The organism is Pseudomonas sp. Hp2, from assembly GCF_006386585.1.
GTDB classification, from domain to species: domain Bacteria; phylum Pseudomonadota; class Gammaproteobacteria; order Xanthomonadales; family Xanthomonadaceae; genus Pseudomonas_S; species Pseudomonas_S boreopolis.
The window spans coordinates 595,501-612,846 of the sequence record NZ_VAHJ01000001.1 but is presented as its reverse complement, the minus strand read 5'-3'; the positions used below and the strand labels follow the sequence as shown (position 1 = coordinate 612,846).

The following is a 17,346-nucleotide window of genomic DNA, read 5'->3' as shown; positions in this document are numbered from 1 at the left end:
CATGGAGCCTCGCGGCCCGCGTCGCCCCTGCGGGCCGCGGGGGATGGCTCAGCCCAGCAGCCCGCGGACCTTGGACAAGGCCGCCATGAAGCGCTCGATTTCCTCGTGGGTGTTGTAGAACGCCAGCGAGGCCCGGCAAGTCGCCGCGACGCCGTAGAACTGCAGCAGCGGATGCGCGCAGTGCTGGCCGGAACGGACCGCCACGCCTTCCAGGTCGAGCAGGGTCGCCAGGTCGTGCGCATGCGCGCCTTCGACCAGGAACGACACCACCGCGGTCTTCTCCGGCGCGGTGCCGAAGATGCGCAATCCTTCGACCTTGCGCAGTTCCTCGGTGAAATGCGCCAGCAGCTCGGCCTCGCGGGCCTCGATGTGCTCCCGCCCGATGTTCTCCAGGTAGTCCACCGCCGCGCCCAGGCCGACGAAGCCGGCGATGTTGGGCGTGCCGGCCTCGAACTTGTGCGGCGGGTCGTTGAACACGGTGCCTTCGAAGCTGACTTCCTTGATCATCTCGCCGCCGCCGAGGAACGGCGGCATCGCCAGCAGGTGTTCGCGGCGCGCCCACAGCACGCCGGTGCCGGTCGGCCCGCACATCTTGTGGCCGGTGATGGCGTAGAAGTCGCAGCCGATCGCCTGCACGTCGATCGGCCGGTGCGGCGCGGCCTGCGAGCCGTCGACCACGGTGACGATGCCGCGCTTGCGCGCTTCGCGGCAGATCTCGCGCACCGGGTTGACCGTGCCCAGCACGTTGGAGACGTGGGTCACCGCCAGCAGCTTCACCTCCGGCGTCATCGCCCGGCGCAGCGCGTCCAGGTCGAGCGCGCCGTCGGGGGTGATCTCGGCGACGCGGAGGGTGGCGCCGGTGCGTTCGGCGACCAGTTGCCACGGCACGATGTTGGCGTGGTGCTCCATCCGCGAGACCAGGATCACGTCGCCGGCCTTCAGGCGCGGCAGCGCCCACGAATAGGCGACCAGGTTGATCGCGAAGGTGGTGCCGCTGCACAGCACCAGTTCGTCGGGGCGCGCGTTGAGGAAGCGCGCGAGCTTGCCGCGCGCGCCCTCGTAGGCCTCGGTGGCCTCGGTGCCGAGCGTATGCACGGCGCGGCTGACGTTGGCGTTCTGGCGGCGGTAGAACTCGTCCGTCGCCGCGATCACCTGCATCGGCTTCTGGCCGGTGTTGGCGTTGTCGAAGTACACCAGCGGCTTGCCGTGGACCTGCCGCATCAACAGCGGGAAGTCGGCGCGCACGCGCTCCCAGTCGGGCCGGTCGTGGCCGCTGGCGGCGGCCTGGGGCGTGGCGGCGTTCATGCGACCCCCGCCGAGCTGAGCGCCTGGTCCAGGCGGGTGGCCAGGATCCCGGCGATCGGGCCCTCCAGCGCCGCCAGCGGCTCGTGGCAGAACGCCGCGCTCAGCAACTGCTGGGCGCGTTCCCTGGGAATGCCGCGCGAGCGCAGGTAGAACAGCGCCTGCGGGTCGAGCTGGCCGACCGTGGCGCCGTGCGCGGCCTGGACCTCGTCGGCGTCGATCACCAGCACCGGCTGGGTATCGATCTCGGCGTTGGCCGACAGCAGCAGGTTCTTGTTCGACAGGCGCGCGTCGGTGCCGTCGGCGCCTTCGCGGATGTGGATGCCGCCGTGGAAGACCACGCGGCTGCGGTCGGCGCCCACGCCGCGCCACAGCAACCCGGCCGTGGTGTCGCGGGCGATGTGCTCGATGCCCAGGCGGGTGTCGATGTGGCGCTTGCCGTTGCCGAGCAGCACGCCGTTGGCGACCAGGCGCGCGCGGTCGCCTTCCAGGCGGACGTTGAGTTCGTGGCGGGTGAGGCCGGCGCCGAGTTCCAGGTCGACGCGGCGGTAATCGGCATCGCGCGCCAGTACCGCGTCGGTGCGCAGCAGCGACGTCAGCCCTGCCGCCTCGGACTGGATGCGGGCATGGTCGAGGCGGGCGCCCTGTGCCAGGTGCACGTGCGCGAGCACGTTGCCCAGGTGCGCCGCTTCGCCGTCGTGCAGGTGGTGCTCGACCAGCGCCAGCGAAGCGCCGCGGCGCAGCTCGATCAGGTGGCGCAGGTGCCAGGCGTGGTCGGTCGCATGCGCGTCCGGCGCGGTGCCGACGAACACCAGGTGCAGCGGCGCCGCGACCGCCACGCCCTCGTCCACGCGCAACAGCACGCCTTCGTCGGCGAGGGCGGCATTCAGGCGCGCGAACACTTCATCGCTGCGCTCGAAGCGACGGCCGAGGAAGCGCAAAGCCTCGCCGCCCTCTGCCAGGGCGCTCGACAGCGGGCGCAGTTCCACGCCGTCCGGCAGGCCGCCCAGGTCCGACAGCGCCGGGGCGTGGCGGCCGTTGACGAACACCAAGCGCGGCGCGGGGATGTCCGCGAGCAGCGCGGCATCGACCGCGGCGGGTGCGGCCGGCGCCGGCGCGAAGCTGCGCCGCTCCAGCGCACGCAGCGAGGTGTACTTCCAGGCCTCGCTGCGCGGGCCGGGCAGGCCATCGCGCAGCGCTTCCTCGAGCGCCTGGCGACGCGAAGCGTCGCCGTTCGAGTCCCCGCGCACGGAGGTGCGGGCTTTCGCGAAGGACTCGCGCATCGACTCCAGCAGCGCGCTCATCAGACCGCCTCCGGCGCCACGCGGTCCTTCAGCCAGGCGTAGCCGTGCTTCTCCAGCTCCAGCGCCAGTTCCGGCCCGCCGGTCTGCACGATGCGGCCCTCGGCCAGCACGTGCACCACGTCCGGCTTGATGTAGTCGAGCAGGCGCTGGTAATGGGTGATCACCAGGAACGAGCGGTCGGCGGCGCGCAGCGCGTTGACGCCGTCGGCCACGGTCTTGAGCGCGTCGATGTCCAGGCCCGAGTCGGTCTCGTCGAGGATCGCCAGCTTCGGTTCCAGCACCGCCAGCTGGAAGATCTCGTTGCGCTTCTTCTCGCCGCCGGAGAAACCTTCGTTGACGCCGCGATGCAGCAGCTCGTCCTTCAGGTGCAGCACGGCCAGCTTCTGCCGGACCAGCTTGAGGAACTGCATCGAGTCCAGTTCGTCTTCGCCGCGCGCCTTGCGCTGCGCGTTGAGCGCGGCGCGCAGGAAGTAGGTGTTGTTCACGCCCGGGATCTCGACCGGGTACTGGAAGGCCAGGAACAGGCCGGCGGCGGCGCGCTCCTCCGGTTCCATTTCCAGCAGCGCCTTGTCGTCGAACTCGACGCTGCCTTCGGTGACCTCGTAGCCGTCGCGACCGGCCAGCACGTTGCCGAGCGTGGACTTGCCCGCGCCGTTGGGTCCCATGATGGCGTGCACTTCGCCGGGCTTCACTTCGAGCGAGAGGCCCTTGAGGATTTCCTTGCCGGCGACGTTGGCGTGGAGGTTCTGGATCTTGAGCATGGGATTCGGGATTCGTGATTCGTGATTCGTGATTGGTTAAAGGCAAGGCGCAAAGCGGATTCGGTCTGGAGTGGTGACTCGCTTTTGCGAATCACCAATCACCAATCACGAATCACGGCGGTCGGCGTCAGCCGACCGAGCCTTCCAAAGATACTTCCAGCAGCTTCTTGGCCTCGACCGCGAACTCCATCGGCAGCTCGCGGAAGACCTGCTTGCAGAAGCCGTCGACGATCATCGACACCGCGTCCTCCTCGCTGATGCCGCGCGCGCGGCAGTAGAACAGCTGGTCGTCGCTGATCTTGGAGGTGGTGGCCTCGTGCTCGACGGTCGCGCCCGGGTTCTTCACCTCGATGTAGGGGAAGGTATGGGCGCCGCACTGCTTGCCGATCAGCAGCGAGTCGCACTGGGTGTAGTTGCGCGCGCCTTCGGCGTTGCGGTCGACCTTGACCAGCCCGCGGTAGGTGTTCTGGCCGCGGCCGGCGCTGATGCCCTTGCTGACGATCTTGCTCTTGGTGCGCTTGCCGACGTGGATCATCTTGGTGCCGGTGTCGGCCTGCTGGCGGTGGTGGGTGAGCGCCACCGAGTGGAACTCGCCGACCGAGTCGTCGCCGAGCAGCACGCACGAGGGATATTTCCAGGTGATCGCCGAGCCGGTCTCGACCTGGGTCCAGGTCACCTTGCTGCGCGCGCCGCGGCATTCGGCGCGCTTGGTCACGAAGTTGTAGATGCCGCCGCGGCCTTCCTCGTCGCCCGGGTACCAGTTCTGCACCGTGCTGTACTTGATCTCGGCGTCTTCCAGCGCGACCAGCTCGACCACCGCGGCGTGCAGCTGGTTCTCGTCGCGCATCGGCGCGGTGCAGCCTTCCAGGTAGGAGACGTAGGCCTTGTCCTCGCACACGATCAGGGTGCGCTCGAACTGGCCGGTATGGCCGGCGTTGATGCGGAAGTAGGTGCTCAGCTCCATCGGGCAGCGCACGCCCGCCGGGATGAACACGAAGCTGCCGTCGGAGAACACCGCCGAATTCAGCGCGGCGAAGTAGTTGTCGCCGACCGGCACCACGCTGCCGAGGTACTTCCTCACCAGCTCGGGATGTTCCTTGATGGCTTCGGACATCGAGCAGAAGACGATGCCCTTCTCGGCCAGTTCCTTGCGGAAGGTGGTGCCGACCGACACCGAGTCGAACACCGCGTCCACCGCCACGCCGGCCAGCTTGGCGCGCTCGTGCAGCGGCACGCCGAGCTTGTCGTAGGTGTCGAGCAGCTCCTGGGGCACCTCGTCCAGGGACTTGTACTTCGGTCCCTTGGGCGCGGAGTAATAGCTGAGCGCCTGGAAATCGATCGGCGCGATGTTGAGTTTGGCCCAGTGCGGCATCGGCATCTTGAGCCAGTGGCGATAGGCTTCCAGGCGCCACTCGGTCATCCATTCCGGCTCGTCCTTCTTGGCGGACAGGGCGCGGATGATGTCCTCGTTCAGCCCGGGCGGGAGCGAATCGGACTCGATGTCGGTGACGAAGCCGGCGTCGTAGCGTCGGCCCAGCCGTTCGAGGATCTCGGCGTTCTGGGGAGGTGCAACTTCGGTGGCCATGATGGGCTGCCTACGGGTCAGGTGGTCGCGACGGTGACGGCGATGCGGCGCCGGTCGTCGCCGGTGGGGGAAAGGGGGTGGAGCATCTGGGCCAGGGTCACGCCGCGCAGGGCGTCGGCGACCACGTCGTTGATCAGGCGCCAGTTCGAGCGGACGCCGCACTGGTGGGCGATGCCGCACTGGCCGTGGTCCTGGCTGCATTCGGTGATCGCCAGCGGGCCTTCCATCGCCTCGACGATCTCGATCAGGGTGATCTCGCCGGCCGCGCGCGCGAGCCGGTAGCCGCCGCGCACGCCGCGCAGGCCTTCGACCAGGCCGGCCTGGGCAAGCGGCTTGAGCAACTTGCTGACCGTGGGCGGCTCCAGGCCGGCGTGTTCGGCCAGTTCGTTCGCACTGAGCACCTCGCCGGGACGCGCGGCGAGCACGGTCAGGACGACGGTGGCGTAATCGGTGAGCTTGGTGACGCGCAACATCGGCGGGGTAAAGCGGGCAATTCGAAACTGGACCGAAATTGTACTCTTTAATCCCGGGCGGGCCAAGTCGCAGGTTCAGCCCCGGCTCGGGAACCGGTCGAGGCCGCCGCGGCGGCACGGATTTGTCGTGCGCTGGCGTGCAGGCCACAATGGGCGGCCCCCTCAACGGAAGCCTTCATGTCGCGCAAGATCGCCGCCCGCAAGTCCCGCATCCATGGAAACGGCGTGTTTGCCGTCAAGGCGCTCAAGAAGGGCGAGCGCATTATCGAGTACAAGGGCCGCCGGCGCACCCACGAGGAGGTCGACAACGACGACAGCGGCGACGTGGAGAGCGGCCACACCTTCCTGTTCACGCTGAGCGACGAGTACGTGATCGACGCCAACTACGAGGGCAACGACGCGCGCTGGATCAACCACAGCTGCGACCCGAACTGCGAGGCGGTGATAGAGGAGGACGAGGACGACTCGCGCAACAGCCGGGTGTTCATCGAGGCGATCCGCGATATCGAGCCGGGCGAGGAGCTGACCTACAACTACGGCATCACCCTGGCCGAGCGCCATACGCCGCGCCTGAAGAAGATCTGGGCCTGCCGCTGCGGCGCGAGGAATTGCACCGGCACGATGCTGCAGCCCAAGCGCTGAGCCTGGAAGGCGATGGTTCGGGCGGCTCGGCCGCCCTTCGCGTTCCTGACGTTTTCCCCACATCGGTTCACGGGCGGGCAACGCGTTCCTGCCTAGCGTCGTTGCGGGTATCCAACATCAGGAGGACGACGATGGCACACCGGCTTTCGGGCAAACGCATCGCGGTGCTGGCGACCCATGGCTTCGAGCAGTCGGAACTGCAGGAGCCCAAGCGCCTGCTGGAACAATGGGGAGCCGAAGTGGAAGTGATTTCCCCTGCCCAGGAATCCAGCATCCGCGGCTGGAAGAAGAAGGACTGGGGCGACGACGTCGCCGTGGACACGCCGTTGGCGGACGCCGATCCGGCCGATTACGACGCGATCGTGCTGCCGGGAGGCGTGATCAATCCGGATGCGCTGCGAACCGACCGCAACGCGATCACGTTCATCAGGGCCTTCGCCGACGCCGGCAAGCCGGTCGCGGCGATCTGCCATGGCCCTTGGCTGCTGGCGGAAAGCCAACTGGTGCAAGGGCGCGAGGTGACTTCATGGCCGTCGGTGAAGACCGACCTGGTCAATGCCGGCGGCCGCTGGAAGGATGCGGAAGTGGTGGTGGACGGCAACCTGATCACCAGCCGCAAGCCGGACGACGTCCCGGCGTTCGCGGACGCGGTCGCCACGGCCCTGGCCGCCTGAGCGGCAGGGCCGCGTCACTGCTGCTGCAGGGCGCCGGCCGGCAGCAGCTGAGACACGTCCTGGTTGAATTCGACCACGAGCCGGCCGTCCCGCACGGAAGCCGATTCCACCTGCAGCGTGCCCATCAGGCTGGCGATGGACGGCTCGATCCGGTAGATCGGCTGCTTGCGCGCGTAGTCGACCAGCCAGGCGTTGAGCAGTTCGCGGGTACCGGCGTCGAGGCGGGCGCCGGCATGCACCGGCTGGAAGTCCTCGATCGCGGGCTGGTCCAGGAAGAATCCCTGGCGCGCGTTGTCGTAGCGCAGCCCGCTGCTCAGCGAGACGTGCCCGACCGGCGAGGGCGCGCCGCCGGCAGTGGCGACGGCCAGGTCGAAGCCCAGGTTCAGGCGGTTGCCGGGCGGCAGCCGCAGCTGGGGATCGCTGACCGTCAACGCGAGCAGGCCGCCCAGGGCGTCGTGCGTCTGCGGGAAATGGCCCGACAGGTACTGCTGCACGTCGCCGGCCTGCACGCTGACCTGCCGGCCCTCGATCTGCGGAGCGGCGAACGCGCTGCCCGCGCAAAGGACGAGGCCGCAGGCGATGCCGAACAAGGACGGGCGGAATTTCATGGCGCGCGATTTCCCTGGAATGTGACGCCACGATAGCGGCGGACGGTGAACGGGCGGTTAGCGGCGCGGGCGTTGCGCCTGCGTGCGCGGCAAGGGGAATCGATATCCGGACGAGCCAACGGCGCGGGTGGGGACCACCGGCGAATCCGGCGGGCGCGGGTGTTCTTCCTCGCTAGTCGAGGACCGGCTGTATCGATGCGGAGGTGATTTCCCAGCCCTGGCCGTCGACGCGCATGCGCATGCGATACCAGCCGCCGAAGCGCCGGCGCCCTTCCGCGGTGGCCGCGGTGATGCGGATCGGCACTTCCAGCGCCCGTGGAGGATCCTCGCGATCGAGGGGCTGGGCCGCGCCGGTCTCCATGCGCAGGCTCTGCAGTCCCTGCAGCGTGCGCAGCACCGCGTCGTCGGGGCGCGGCGCGGGCTTGCCGCCGGACCAGAATGCGTCGGCGTCCGGTTTCGAGTTGAGCAGGACGGTCAGGTAGGCGCGGAGCGTCGAGGACGCCTCGGTGGCCGCGCGCGAGAAGCGCTGCCGCGAAGCGGTGTCTTGTCCCAGGGAGGAGGGCGCGTCGGTCGGTGTCGCCGGCGTGTCCGCATCGCGTGCGGCGGCGGGGATGGCCGGGGGCGCTTCCGCCGCGGCTTCCGGATCGCGATGGCAACTGCAGCCGGCGACCAGCACGGGCAGGGCGGACATCAGGAGCCATCGGCGCATCGCACACCTCCGCGGGACAGGCCGCGGAGTGTAGCGCCAGGCTCAATGGCGGCGTTCGTTCCCGATGCGGTCGAGCAACGCCTGCAGGTCGGGCTGGAGCTCGGCGAGCGCGCCTTGCCCGTCGGTATGCGACTGCGCCAGTTCCCCCAGCAGCAGGGTGCCGACCGCCAGGGCCGCGCAATCGTCGCCGCTGAAGCGACGCTGGGCCTGCAGCGCTTCGAGCCGCCGCATCCAGTTCTCGCTCGAGCGTCGTTCGAACTCGATCGTGCAACGGCCGGTGCACGGCCGGCCATCGCTCTCGATGGGCGTGACGGTGATGCGGTAGCGTTGCGTGGACATGGCGGGGGAGGGTGGTGGGCTCGGGAGCCAAGATAGGCCCGCGCCTGCCGGACCGCGAGGGCGGTGACCATGACGGAGTGTTCCAGCGTGCCGAATGGATCAGCGCGTTCCGCCGGTCGGGCCGGATGCGGATGCCGGGCCGCCAAAAACAAACGGGACGGCAAGGCCGTCCCGTTCGGGCGATGCTCGGAAGCAGCCGTTATCAGGCGGCGGCGTCCTTGAGCTTCTTCAGCGGACGCACCTTCACCTTCACCGAGGCGGGCTTGGCGGCGAACCACTGCTCTTCCTTGGTGAACGGGTTGATGCCCTTGCGCTTCGGCTTGGCCGGCACGTTGACGGCGGTGATCTTCAGCAGGCCCGGCAGGGTGAACGAACCGGCGCCCTTCTTGCTGATCGAAGCGTGCACCGCGCCTTCCAGCGCGGCCAGCACGGCGCGTACGTCCTTGGCGGCGACGGCGGTGGCTTCGGCGATGTGCGCGACCAGACCCGACTTGCTCAGGGCTTCCTTGATCGGCTTCGGAGCGGCCGGCTTGGCGGCTGCCTTGGTGGCGACTTTCTTCACTGCCTTCTTCGGGGCAGCCTTCTTAGCGGTCTTTGCCATGATTTCCTGTTCCGTGAACGGTTGGTTGTTGGGTCTCGCCGACCCCGTCGGCAAGCGAAATGTAGGACAAGTGCAGCGCCTCGCCAATAGGGGAATGCACAGAAAACCTCATGAAAAAGCCGCTCGCCCGGCCTCGGACCCGGGCATGAGCGTCCGGGAAGGCGGCAAACGCGGGCCTCAGTCCTCCTCGGGGACGGGCTGGTGGCTGGCGACGAGCCGTTGCTGCACGGCCGCAGGAACCGGCTCGTAGTGGCTGAAATCCAGGGAAAAACGCCCTTGCCCGGCGGTGAGCGACTTCAGCTCGGCCGCGTATCCGTCCAGCTCCGAGAGCGGCACCTGGGCGTGCACGACGATCTCGCCATGCTGGCTGTCGGTCCCTTGGATCCGCGCGCGCTTGGCGGCCAGGCTGCCGGTGATGTCGCCGGCCTGGGCCTCCGGTGCGCTGATTTCCATCTCCACGATCGGTTCGAGCACCTGCGGGGCGGCACGCGACACCGCGTCCAGGAACGCCTTCCTGCCGGCCGCGACGAAGGCGACCTCCTTGCTGTCCACCGGATGGTGCTTGCCGTCGTACACGGTCACCCGCAGGTCCTGCAGCGGGAAGCCGGCCAGGACGCCATTGGCCACCGCCTGGCGCACGCCCTTCTCGACCGCGGGCATGAACTGGCCCGGGATGGTGCCGCCCTTGACCTCGTCGACGAACTCGATCCCGGCGCCGCGCGGCAAGGGGGCCACTTTCAGGAACACTTCGCCGAACTGGCCGGCCCCGCCGGTCTGCTTCTTGTGGCGATGGTGGCCTTCGGAGGGCGCGGAGATCGTCTCGCGATAGGCGATGCGCGGCGTGCGCGTGACGACGTCCACGCCGTAACGCAGGGCCAGGCGTTCCAGCATGATCCGCAGGTGCAGGTCGGACAGGCCGCGGACCAGGGTCTCGTGCGTTTCGGATTGCTGTTCGACCACGAAGGCCGGGTCTTCCTGGGCCAGGCGCTCCAGCGCGAGCGCGAGCTTCTGTTCCTGGCCGCGGCTGGCCGGCGAGATCGCCAGCGAGAACATCGCCTGCGGGAAGCGGATCGGCGCCAGGTGCAGGTGGTCCTGCTCGTGCCGGTCGTGCAGGACCGCGTCGAAGTGGATTTCCTCCACCTTCGCGAGCGCGGCGATGTCGCCTGCCACGACCTTGTCCACCGGCAGGTGGTCCTTGCCCTGCAGCCGGAACAGGTGCGAGGCGCGCACCGGCTTGCGGGCGTCGTCGACCAGCAGCGGCATGTCGCGGACCAGGGTGCCCTGGTACAGGCGGAACACGCCGATCTTGCCGACGAACGGATCGTTGACGATGCGGAAGACGTCGGCCACCACCGGCGCGTCCGGATCGGCGGCGACCGCCACCGGCACGCCTCCGGCGCTGAACGCGGGCGGATTGCCCTCGTGCGGGGCGGGCAGCAGGTCGCGCGCGATGCCGATCAATTCGGCGACGCCGGTGCCGCTGCGCGCGGAGACGAAACAGACCGGCACCAGGTGGCCTTCGCGCAGGCACTGCTCGAACGCTTCGTGCAGTTCGTCAGGCCGCAGGCCGGCCTCGCCGTCCTCCAGGTAGTGCTCCATCACGCTCTCGCGGATCTCCACGACCTGGTCGAGGATGCGCTGGTGCCACTCGGCGATCCCGCCCAGGTCGCTGCCGCCGTCGTGCCCGGAGAAGCAGTCGACCACGCGCCTGCCGCGCTCGGCGGGCAGGTTCACCGGCAGCACCTCGCTGCCGAACTCGCCGCGCAACCCGTCCAGCAGTGCGGCGCAGTCGGCGCCGTCCTGGTCGATCTTGTTGACCACGATCATCCGGCACAGGCCCCGCTCGCGCGCCCGTTCCATCAGTCGGCGCGTGCCGTGCTGGATGCCGCGCGCGGCGTCGACGACGATCAGCGCGGTCTCCACCACCGCCAGCGCCGGCAGGCTGGCGCCGCGGAAATCCGGGTAGCCGGGGGTGTCGACGAGGTTCAGGTGCAGCCCTTCGCGGTCGATGCTGGCGATCGCGCTGTCGATCGAGTGGCTGCGCTGCCGTTCCAGCGGGTCGTGATCGGACACGGTGGTGCCGCGCTCGACGCTGCCTGCCGCCTGGAGGGCGCCGCCGGCATGCAGCAGGGCTTCGAACAGGGTGGTCTTGCCGGCGCCGGGGTGGCCTGCGAGGGCCACGTTGCGGATGTCTCGGGTGGCGTAGGACATGAGGCCTTTCCTCCGGGAAGGAATGCGGCGTCATGGCTGTCCGGTGCGAGCGGGCAGTCGCTCGATGGGCGGTCATGGCGGTTCCCGGGCACTGTAGCGCCGCCGGGGACGAGTGGCGCGTTGCGACGCACAAGGGCGTAACGGTTGGCCGGTTATGGTGGCGGGCCATCCACACCACGGGAGCATTGCCATGGGTATTTCGCGTCACGCCACCGCGCACTGGGAAGGCGATCTGAAGAGCGGCAAGGGCCTGCTCAACACGCCGCAGAGCGGCCTGCTGGACAACACGCGCTACGGTTTCAACAGCCGCTTCGGCGACGAGAAGGGCACCAATCCGGAAGAGCTGATCGCGGCCGCGCACGCCGGTTGCTTCACGATGGCGCTGTCGGCGCAGCTCAGCGAGGCGGGCTTTCCGCCGAAGTCGCTGGACACGCGCGCCGAGGTGGACCTGTCGCTGGAAGGCGGTCCGCAGCTTTCGCAGATCCGCCTCAAGCTGAAGGCGGTGGTGCCGGGCATCGACCAGGTCAAGTTCGACGAGCTGGCCGACAAGGCGAAGAAGAACTGCCCGGTGTCCAAGGCGCTGAGCGCGGTGCCGATCAGCCTGGAAACCGAGTTCTCGAACTAGGGCGCGCGGAGGGCCCCGGGGCGGCCGTGCGCGGCCGTCACGGGCAGGCTGTTGGCCGGCTGAACGGAAAGGCCGGCAGGGGGCGGATTCAGGGCCGTTTCACCGGCCCACGCAGAGCATCGCGCTCGTGATCCTTCTCCATTCCTCCGACGGACGAGCGCAAATGAAGACCTTGATGCTGGGTGTGTTGACCACGGGACTGCTGGTCGCGGGCAGCGCCTCCGCCCAGCGTTACGACGGCCGCTACGACGGGGGCGTCTACGACTACGCCCGGGTGGTGCGGGTCGACCCGATCATCGTGTCCGACTACGCCGAGCGCAGCGAGCCGCGCTGCTACGAGCGCCCGGCCGATGGCTACGTCGATCGCGGCGGCGGTTATTACGACGGCTATGGCGGCGGCTACGCGAGCCCGGGCAATCCGTCCGGGCGCTCGCTGGCCACGGTGGTCGGCGGCGTCGCCGGCGCGGTGCTGGGCAGCCGGGTCGGCGGCGGCAGCGGCCGCCTGGTCGGTACCGCGATCGGCACGATGGTGGGCGGCGTGGCCGGGCGCTCGATCTACGACGCCAATCATCCCGGCTACGCGCAAGGCAGCGTCCGGGTCTGCGATCCGGTGACCTACCGCGACGAGCGCGAGCGCGTGGACGGCTACGACGTGACCTACGAGTACGCCGGCCGGACCTACCACACGCGCAGCGACTACAACCCGGGCGATCGCATCCGGGTGCGGGTGGACGTGGTGCCGCAGTGATGCGGCGCCGGGCCGCGCCTTTGCCTCAAGGCCAGTCGATCTCGCCGCGGACGACGGTCTGCACCTCGCCGCCGGACCAGACGTCGCCGGCCTCGTCGATGCTCAGTTCCAGCCGCGCATCGAAACCGACTTCGCGGCCCTGGCTGACGGCATAGCGGCGATCGCCGCGAGGCAGGGCGCCCTGGCTGTCCAGCCAGGCCGCCAGGACCGCGTTGGCCGCCCCCGAGGCGGCGTCCTCGAAGCGCCGGCCGTTGCCGACGAAGGCGCGCACCGCGAGATCGACGTCCCCGCCGCGCGTACGGGCATAGGCGAACACGCCCATGCTGTCGGTGGATTCGGCCAGCGCGGCGATAGCGTCCCAGTCCGGCGACTGCATGCGCAACGCGGTCTCGTCGGACAGTTCGACCACCCACCAGCGGCGCCCGCCGTCCATCAACGCCGGCGGCAGCGAACCGAGCGACCAGCCGGCCAGGGCGTCGGCCAGGCGCGGATCGCCGGCGCGGGCGATCTCGGCGACGCGCGCGCGCGGCGTGCGGATCGAGAGGCGGCGGCGTCCATCGCGTTGCTCCACGCGCAACGGCAGTTTGCCGGCGATGCCGTCCTGCACGAGGATCGTTCCCAGGGCGCCGCCGTCGTGCGGTCGCGCCAGCCCGGCCTCGAGCACGGCATGGGCGGTGCCGACGCTCGGATGGCCGGCGAACGGCACTTCCTTCTGCGGGGCGAACATGCGGAGTCGATAACTGGTACCGGGATCCACCGGCGGCAGCACGAAGGTGGTTTCCGGCAACTTGGTCCAGCGGGCGATGGCCTGCATCGCCGCATCGTCCAGGCCTTCGGCGTCGAGCACCACGGCCAACGGATTGCCGCCGCCGGCGCGGGTGGAAAACACGTCCACTTGCAGGAATCGGCGTGTGGTCATCGGGCTGCGCGCTGCGTGGGAAAGGGCGCGCAGCTTACCAATCGAGGCGGCCGTCGATCACCGGCTGCACGTGGCCGCCGATCCAGACCTCGCCAGCGGCATCGACCTCGATCCCGACCCGGCCGTCGCGGCCGAGTTCGCGGCCCTGGCTGGCGACGTAGCGGCCGCCATGGCCCGGTAGCCGCCCTTGCTGCGCGAGATGGGCGGCGATCAGCGCGTTGGCGCTGCCGGTCACCGGGTCCTCGCGGATGCCCACGCCCGGCGCGAAGGCGCGCACGGCGAGCTGGTAGTCGGCGGCATCCGTGGCGAAGGCGAACGCCGCGAGCTTGCCCTTGCCGGGCAGGGCGGCGATCGCGTCGATCTCCGGTTCGAGGGTGCGCAGGGCGGTTTCGTCGGCCAGTTCCAGCAGCCACCAGTCCGGCCCGTTGTTCCATAGCTGCGGCGCGCGGCCCGCGGTGGCCGCGGCGAGCCGGGGCGGCAGCGACGGCGGCGCGAGCCCGCGTTGTTGCGCGCGCGGGCTGCGCACCCACGCGCGGCGCCCCGCCGCAGTGTCCTCGATCCGCACCGGCAGCAGGCCGGCCGCGCATTGCTGGACCAGCGTGCCCCCGCGCGGCCTGGCCAGGCCGAGTTCGACCGCGGCCCAGGCCGCGCCGACGCTGGGATGGCCGGCGAACGGCAGTTCGCCCTTGGGGGTGAAGATGCGGATGCGGTAGTCCGCGCCGGGCGCGTCCGGCGGCAGGAAGAAGATCGTCTCCGACAGGTTCAGCCACGCCGCCAGCTGCTGCATCCGCGCCTCGGCCAGGACGGTTGCATCGGTGACCACGCCGAGCGGGTTGCCCCGGCCGGGCGCGGAGGCGAATACGTCGAGTTGCAGGTAGCGGCAGGCGGCCATCGGCGTCGGGTTGGCAGTAGAATCGGGGGTTACGCCCGGAGGTCCGGGCGCTTTCCCCCACATCCTAAAACGTCCAACTCAATGTCAGCTTCCTCTGCTTCCGCCGATCGCTGGATCGTCCTCAAGTTTGGCGGCACCTCGGTGTCGCGTCGTCATCGCTGGGACACGATCGGGAAGCTGGCGAAAAAACGCGCGGAGGACACCGGTTCGCGCGTGCTGGTGGTGGTCTCGGCGCTGTCGGGCGTCACCAACGAGCTGACCGCGATCGCCGACGGGGCCGCCGACAGCGCGCAGCGCGTGGCCGCGCTGGAGCAGCGCCATCGCGAGTTCCTGGCGGAGCTCGAACTGGACGCCGATGCGGTGCTGGGCGAGCGCCTGGCTGCGTTGCGCGGCCTGCTGGACGATCCGCGCGCGGCCGGCCGCACCCTGGACTGGCAGGCCGAGGTGCTCGGCCAGGGCGAGCTGCTGTCCTCGACGCTGGGCGCGGCCTACCTGCGCGCGAGCGGCCTGGACATGGGCTGGATGGACGCGCGCGACTGGCTCGACGCGCTGCCGCCGCAGCCCAACCAGAGCGAGTGGTCCAAGCGCCTGTCGGTGTCCTGCCAGTGGCAGGCCAATGCCAGCTGGCGCGCCCGCTTCGACCAGCAGCCGACGCGCCTGCTGATCACCCAGGGCTTCATCTCGCGCCACCAGGACGGCGGCACCGCGATCCTGGGCCGCGGCGGCTCGGATACCTCGGCGGCGTACTTCGGCGCGCTGCTCGGCGCCTCGCGCGTGGAGATCTGGACCGACGTGCCGGGCATGTTCAGCGCCAATCCGAAGGAAGTGCCGGACGCGCGCCTGCTGACCCGGCTGGACTACTACGAGGCGCAGGAAATCGCCACCACCGGCGCCAAGGTGCTGCACCCGCGCTCGATCAAGCCGTGCCGCGACTCAGGCGTGCCGATGGCGATCCTCGATACCGAGCGCCCGGAGATGCCGGGCACCAGCATCGACGGCGAGGCCGAGCCGGTGCCGGGCGTGAAGGCGATCAGCCGCCGCAACGGCATCGTGCTGGTGTCGATGGAAGGCATCGGCATGTGGCAGCAGGTCGGCTTCCTGGCCGACGTGTTCGCGCTGTTCAAGAAGCACGGCCTGTCGGTGGACCTGATCGGTTCGGCCGAGACCAACGTGACCGTCTCGCTCGACCCGAGCGAGAACCTGGTCAGCACCGACGTGCTGTCGGCGCTGTCGGCCGACCTGTCGAAGATCTGCAAGGTCAAGATCATCGTGCCGTGCGCGGCGATCACCCTGGTCGGGCGCGGCATGCGCTCGCTGCTGCACAAGCTCTCGGACGTGTGGGCCACGTTCGGCAAGGAGCGCGTGCACATGATCAGCCAGTCGTCCAACGACCTGAACCTGACCTTCGTGATCGACGAGGCCGATGCCGACGGGCTGCTGCCGGTCCTGCACGCCGAGCTGATCGACAGCGGGGCGATGCCGGTCTACGAAGGCCAGGTGTTCGGCCCGCGCTGGCGCGAGATCATCGGCGCGGTGCGCCCGCGCCCGACGCCGTGGTGGAAGGGCCGGCGCGAGCGCCTGCTGGCGCTGGCCGCCGAGGGCACGCCGCGCTACGCCTACCACCTGCCGACGGTGCGCACGCGCGCGCGCCAGCTGGCCGCGATCGGCGCGGTCGACCGTCGCTACTACGCGATCAAGGCCAACTCGCACCCGGCGATCCTGAAGGCGCTGGCGGAGGAGGGCTTCGGCCTGGAGTGCGTCTCGCTCGGCGAGTTGCGGCGCGTGTTCCAGGCGTTGCCGGAGCTGGCGCCCGAGCGCGTGCTGTTCACCCCGAGCTTCGCGCCGATCGCCGAGTACCGGGCCGCGTTCGAACTGGGCGTGACCGTCACCGTCGACAACGTCGAGGCGCTCAAGCGCTGGCCGGAGGTGTTCCGCGGCCGCAGCCTGTGGCTGCGCATCGACCTGGGCCACGGCGACGGTCACCACGAGAAGGTGACCACCGGCGGCAAGTCGTCCAAGTTCGGCATCGCGGCCGCCCGCGTCGACGAGTTCGTCGATGCCGCGCGCGCGCTGGATGCCAGCATCGTCGGCCTGCACGCGCACTTGGGCAGCGGCGTGGAGACCAAGGCGCACTGGCGGCAGATGTACGACGAACTGGCCGGCTTCGCGCGCCGCATCGGCAGCGTGCAGGTGCTGGACATCGGCGGCGGCCTGCCGATCCCGTACAGCGAGGACGACGAACCGTTCGACCTGGACGACTGGGCGGCCGGGCTGGCCGAGGTCAAGGCGGTGCATCCGGCGTTCGCGCTGGCGATCGAGCCGGGCCGCTTCCTGGTCGCCGAGGCCGGCGTGCTGCTGGCGCAGGCCACGCAGGTGATCGAGAAGGACGGCGTGCACCGGGTCGGCCTGGATGCCGGCATGAACACGTTGATCCGTCCTGCGCTGTACGACGCCTGGCACGACATCGTGAACCTGTCGCGGCTGGAGGAAGCGCGCGGGGCCGATTTCGACGTGGTCGGGCCGATCTGCGAGTCCAGCGACGTGTTCGGCCACCGGGTCAAGCTGCCGGCGGCGACCGCGCCGGGCGACGCGATGCTGATCGCCGACGCAGGCGCCTACGGCTACACCATGGCCAGCACCTACAACCTGCGCGACCTGCCGCGCGAGGACGTGCTCGATGATTGATCGACACGCCCCGACCCTGTGCCTGCTACGACCGGTGCGGCGAAAACCGTCGGATCTGGAGCGCGCTATGGACCTTGGGGTGAGATGCGCGGGCCGGCTGCGTGCCGCTGGCGACCCATCCTCCGGGAAGCGGCCCGGGGCGCGCCGATACTGCGTTGCGCGCTTTGCCCGGGCGACCGGCCTGGGCCGCGACGCAGGCCTTGCCTCGACGCGCCCAACGCCGCTTCGCACGCATTCCAAAGGCCGTAACACGTTCTAACCCCGGAAT

At 69.8% G+C, this 17,346-nt stretch carries 17 protein-coding genes; 5 read left to right on the top strand and 12 right to left on the bottom strand.

The window, feature by feature from the left end:
- Positions 1 to 48: 48 nt before the first annotated feature.
- The 5 genes from FD678_RS02520 to FD678_RS02500 all read right to left on the bottom strand — a co-directional run bounded on the left by FD678_RS02520 (position 49) and on the right by FD678_RS02500 (position 5,425).
- The gene (locus tag FD678_RS02520; protein WP_140719023.1) at positions 49 to 1,305 is read right to left on the bottom strand and encodes a cysteine desulfurase; all 1,257 of its coding nucleotides are present in this window, start codon (positions 1,303 to 1,305) and stop codon (positions 49 to 51) included.
- Positions 1,302 to 2,606, bottom strand: a complete 1,305-nt coding sequence (gene sufD, locus FD678_RS02515) for a Fe-S cluster assembly protein SufD (protein ID WP_140719022.1) — start codon at positions 2,604 to 2,606, stop codon at positions 1,302 to 1,304. Before sufD ends, FD678_RS02520 begins: the two co-directional genes overlap by 4 nt.
- On the bottom strand, positions 2,606 to 3,367 hold the full coding sequence (gene sufC, locus FD678_RS02510; RefSeq protein ID WP_140719021.1) for a Fe-S cluster assembly ATPase SufC: 762 nt from the start codon (positions 3,365 to 3,367) through the stop codon (positions 2,606 to 2,608). Before sufC ends, sufD begins: the two co-directional genes overlap by 1 nt.
- Positions 3,368 to 3,494: 127 nt before the next feature.
- The gene (gene sufB / locus FD678_RS02505) at positions 3,495 to 4,952 is read right to left on the bottom strand and encodes a Fe-S cluster assembly protein SufB (protein WP_140719020.1); all 1,458 of its coding nucleotides are present in this window, start codon (positions 4,950 to 4,952) and stop codon (positions 3,495 to 3,497) included.
- A gap of 17 nt (positions 4,953 to 4,969) precedes the next feature.
- Positions 4,970 to 5,425: an SUF system Fe-S cluster assembly regulator gene (locus FD678_RS02500; RefSeq protein ID WP_140719019.1), complete on the bottom strand. Its 456-nt coding sequence runs from the start codon at positions 5,423 to 5,425 to the stop codon at positions 4,970 to 4,972.
- A 177-nt stretch (positions 5,426 to 5,602) separates the two neighbouring features.
- On the opposite strand from FD678_RS02500, the gene FD678_RS02495 reads away from it, so the two are divergent.
- Both FD678_RS02495 and FD678_RS02490 read left to right on the top strand, forming a co-directional pair.
- Complete coding sequence (locus FD678_RS02495) at positions 5,603 to 6,067, top strand: SET domain-containing protein (RefSeq protein ID WP_140719018.1); 465 nt, start codon at positions 5,603 to 5,605, stop codon at positions 6,065 to 6,067.
- 131 nt (positions 6,068 to 6,198) lie between these two features.
- A complete protein-coding gene (locus FD678_RS02490) occupies positions 6,199 to 6,741 on the top strand; it encodes a type 1 glutamine amidotransferase domain-containing protein (protein WP_140719017.1) in 543 nt (180 codons plus the stop codon).
- A gap of 14 nt (positions 6,742 to 6,755) precedes the next feature.
- Here FD678_RS02490 and FD678_RS02485 read toward each other — a convergent pair whose 3' ends face one another.
- The 5 genes from FD678_RS02485 to fusA form a co-directional block, all read right to left on the bottom strand.
- Positions 6,756 to 7,349, bottom strand: coding sequence for a DUF1439 domain-containing protein (locus FD678_RS02485; RefSeq protein ID WP_140719016.1), 594 nt, complete (start codon positions 7,347 to 7,349; stop codon positions 6,756 to 6,758).
- Positions 7,350 to 7,521: 172 nt separating this feature from the next.
- The gene (locus FD678_RS02480) at positions 7,522 to 8,040 is read right to left on the bottom strand and encodes a hypothetical protein (protein WP_140719015.1); all 519 of its coding nucleotides are present in this window, start codon (positions 8,038 to 8,040) and stop codon (positions 7,522 to 7,524) included.
- Positions 8,041 to 8,100: 60 nt separating this feature from the next.
- Complete coding sequence (locus FD678_RS02475; protein WP_140719014.1) at positions 8,101 to 8,397, bottom strand: DUF3861 family protein; 297 nt, start codon at positions 8,395 to 8,397, stop codon at positions 8,101 to 8,103.
- A 202-nt stretch (positions 8,398 to 8,599) separates the two neighbouring features.
- Positions 8,600 to 8,998: an HU family DNA-binding protein gene (locus FD678_RS02470; protein ID WP_140719013.1), complete on the bottom strand. Its 399-nt coding sequence runs from the start codon at positions 8,996 to 8,998 to the stop codon at positions 8,600 to 8,602.
- Positions 8,999 to 9,175: 177 nt separating this feature from the next.
- Entirely contained in the window at positions 9,176 to 11,209 is a 2,034-nt protein-coding gene (fusA, locus tag FD678_RS02465; protein WP_140719012.1) for an elongation factor G, read from the bottom strand.
- A 190-nt stretch (positions 11,210 to 11,399) separates the two neighbouring features.
- On the opposite strand from fusA, the gene FD678_RS02460 reads away from it, so the two are divergent.
- Together FD678_RS02460 and FD678_RS02455 are read left to right on the top strand one after the other, a co-directional pair.
- Positions 11,400 to 11,834, top strand: a complete 435-nt coding sequence (locus FD678_RS02460; protein WP_140719011.1) for an OsmC family protein — start codon at positions 11,400 to 11,402, stop codon at positions 11,832 to 11,834.
- 163 nt (positions 11,835 to 11,997) lie between these two features.
- Positions 11,998 to 12,582, top strand: a complete 585-nt coding sequence (locus FD678_RS02455; protein ID WP_140719010.1) for a glycine zipper 2TM domain-containing protein — start codon at positions 11,998 to 12,000, stop codon at positions 12,580 to 12,582.
- Positions 12,583 to 12,607: 25 nt separating this feature from the next.
- On the opposite strand, the gene FD678_RS02450 is transcribed toward FD678_RS02455, so the two are convergent.
- On the bottom strand, positions 12,608 to 13,501 hold the full coding sequence (locus tag FD678_RS02450) for a PhzF family phenazine biosynthesis protein (RefSeq protein ID WP_140719009.1): 894 nt from the start codon (positions 13,499 to 13,501) through the stop codon (positions 12,608 to 12,610).
- A 34-nt stretch (positions 13,502 to 13,535) separates the two neighbouring features.
- Entirely contained in the window at positions 13,536 to 14,393 is an 858-nt protein-coding gene (locus FD678_RS02445; RefSeq protein ID WP_140719008.1) for a PhzF family phenazine biosynthesis protein, read from the bottom strand.
- 81 nt (positions 14,394 to 14,474) lie between these two features.
- Between FD678_RS02445 and FD678_RS02440 the strand changes: the two genes are divergently transcribed.
- On the top strand, positions 14,475 to 17,078 hold the full coding sequence (locus tag FD678_RS02440; RefSeq protein ID WP_140719007.1) for a bifunctional aspartate kinase/diaminopimelate decarboxylase: 2,604 nt from the start codon (positions 14,475 to 14,477) through the stop codon (positions 17,076 to 17,078).
- Positions 17,079 to 17,346: the final 268 nt, after the last annotated feature.

Excerpts from the sequence above, each read along its gene's own strand:
- FD678_RS02520 (WP_140719023.1), bottom strand. The coding sequence starts at position 1,305 with ATGAACGCCGCCACGCCCCAGGCCGCCGCCAGCGGCCACGACCGGCCC.
- sufD (WP_140719022.1), bottom strand. The coding sequence starts at position 2,606 with ATGAGCGCGCTGCTGGAGTCGATGCGCGAGTCCTTCGCGAAAGCCCGC.
- sufC (WP_140719021.1), bottom strand. The coding sequence starts at position 3,367 with ATGCTCAAGATCCAGAACCTCCACGCCAACGTCGCCGGCAAGGAAATC.
- sufB (WP_140719020.1), bottom strand. The coding sequence starts at position 4,952 with ATGGCCACCGAAGTTGCACCTCCCCAGAACGCCGAGATCCTCGAACGG.
- FD678_RS02500 (WP_140719019.1), bottom strand. The coding sequence starts at position 5,425 with ATGTTGCGCGTCACCAAGCTCACCGATTACGCCACCGTCGTCCTGACC.
- FD678_RS02495 (WP_140719018.1), top strand. The coding sequence starts at position 5,603 with ATGTCGCGCAAGATCGCCGCCCGCAAGTCCCGCATCCATGGAAACGGC.
- FD678_RS02490 (WP_140719017.1), top strand. The coding sequence starts at position 6,199 with ATGGCACACCGGCTTTCGGGCAAACGCATCGCGGTGCTGGCGACCCAT.
- FD678_RS02485 (WP_140719016.1), bottom strand. The coding sequence starts at position 7,349 with ATGAAATTCCGCCCGTCCTTGTTCGGCATCGCCTGCGGCCTCGTCCTT.
- FD678_RS02480 (WP_140719015.1), bottom strand. The coding sequence starts at position 8,040 with ATGTCCGCCCTGCCCGTGCTGGTCGCCGGCTGCAGTTGCCATCGCGAT.
- FD678_RS02475 (WP_140719014.1), bottom strand. The coding sequence starts at position 8,397 with ATGTCCACGCAACGCTACCGCATCACCGTCACGCCCATCGAGAGCGAT.
- FD678_RS02470 (WP_140719013.1), bottom strand. The coding sequence starts at position 8,998 with ATGGCAAAGACCGCTAAGAAGGCTGCCCCGAAGAAGGCAGTGAAGAAA.
- fusA (WP_140719012.1), bottom strand. The coding sequence starts at position 11,209 with ATGTCCTACGCCACCCGAGACATCCGCAACGTGGCCCTCGCAGGCCAC.
- FD678_RS02460 (WP_140719011.1), top strand. The coding sequence starts at position 11,400 with ATGGGTATTTCGCGTCACGCCACCGCGCACTGGGAAGGCGATCTGAAG.
- FD678_RS02455 (WP_140719010.1), top strand. The coding sequence starts at position 11,998 with ATGAAGACCTTGATGCTGGGTGTGTTGACCACGGGACTGCTGGTCGCG.
- FD678_RS02450 (WP_140719009.1), bottom strand. The coding sequence starts at position 13,501 with ATGACCACACGCCGATTCCTGCAAGTGGACGTGTTTTCCACCCGCGCC.
- FD678_RS02445 (WP_140719008.1), bottom strand. The coding sequence starts at position 14,393 with ATGGCCGCCTGCCGCTACCTGCAACTCGACGTATTCGCCTCCGCGCCC.
- FD678_RS02440 (WP_140719007.1), top strand. The coding sequence starts at position 14,475 with ATGTCAGCTTCCTCTGCTTCCGCCGATCGCTGGATCGTCCTCAAGTTT.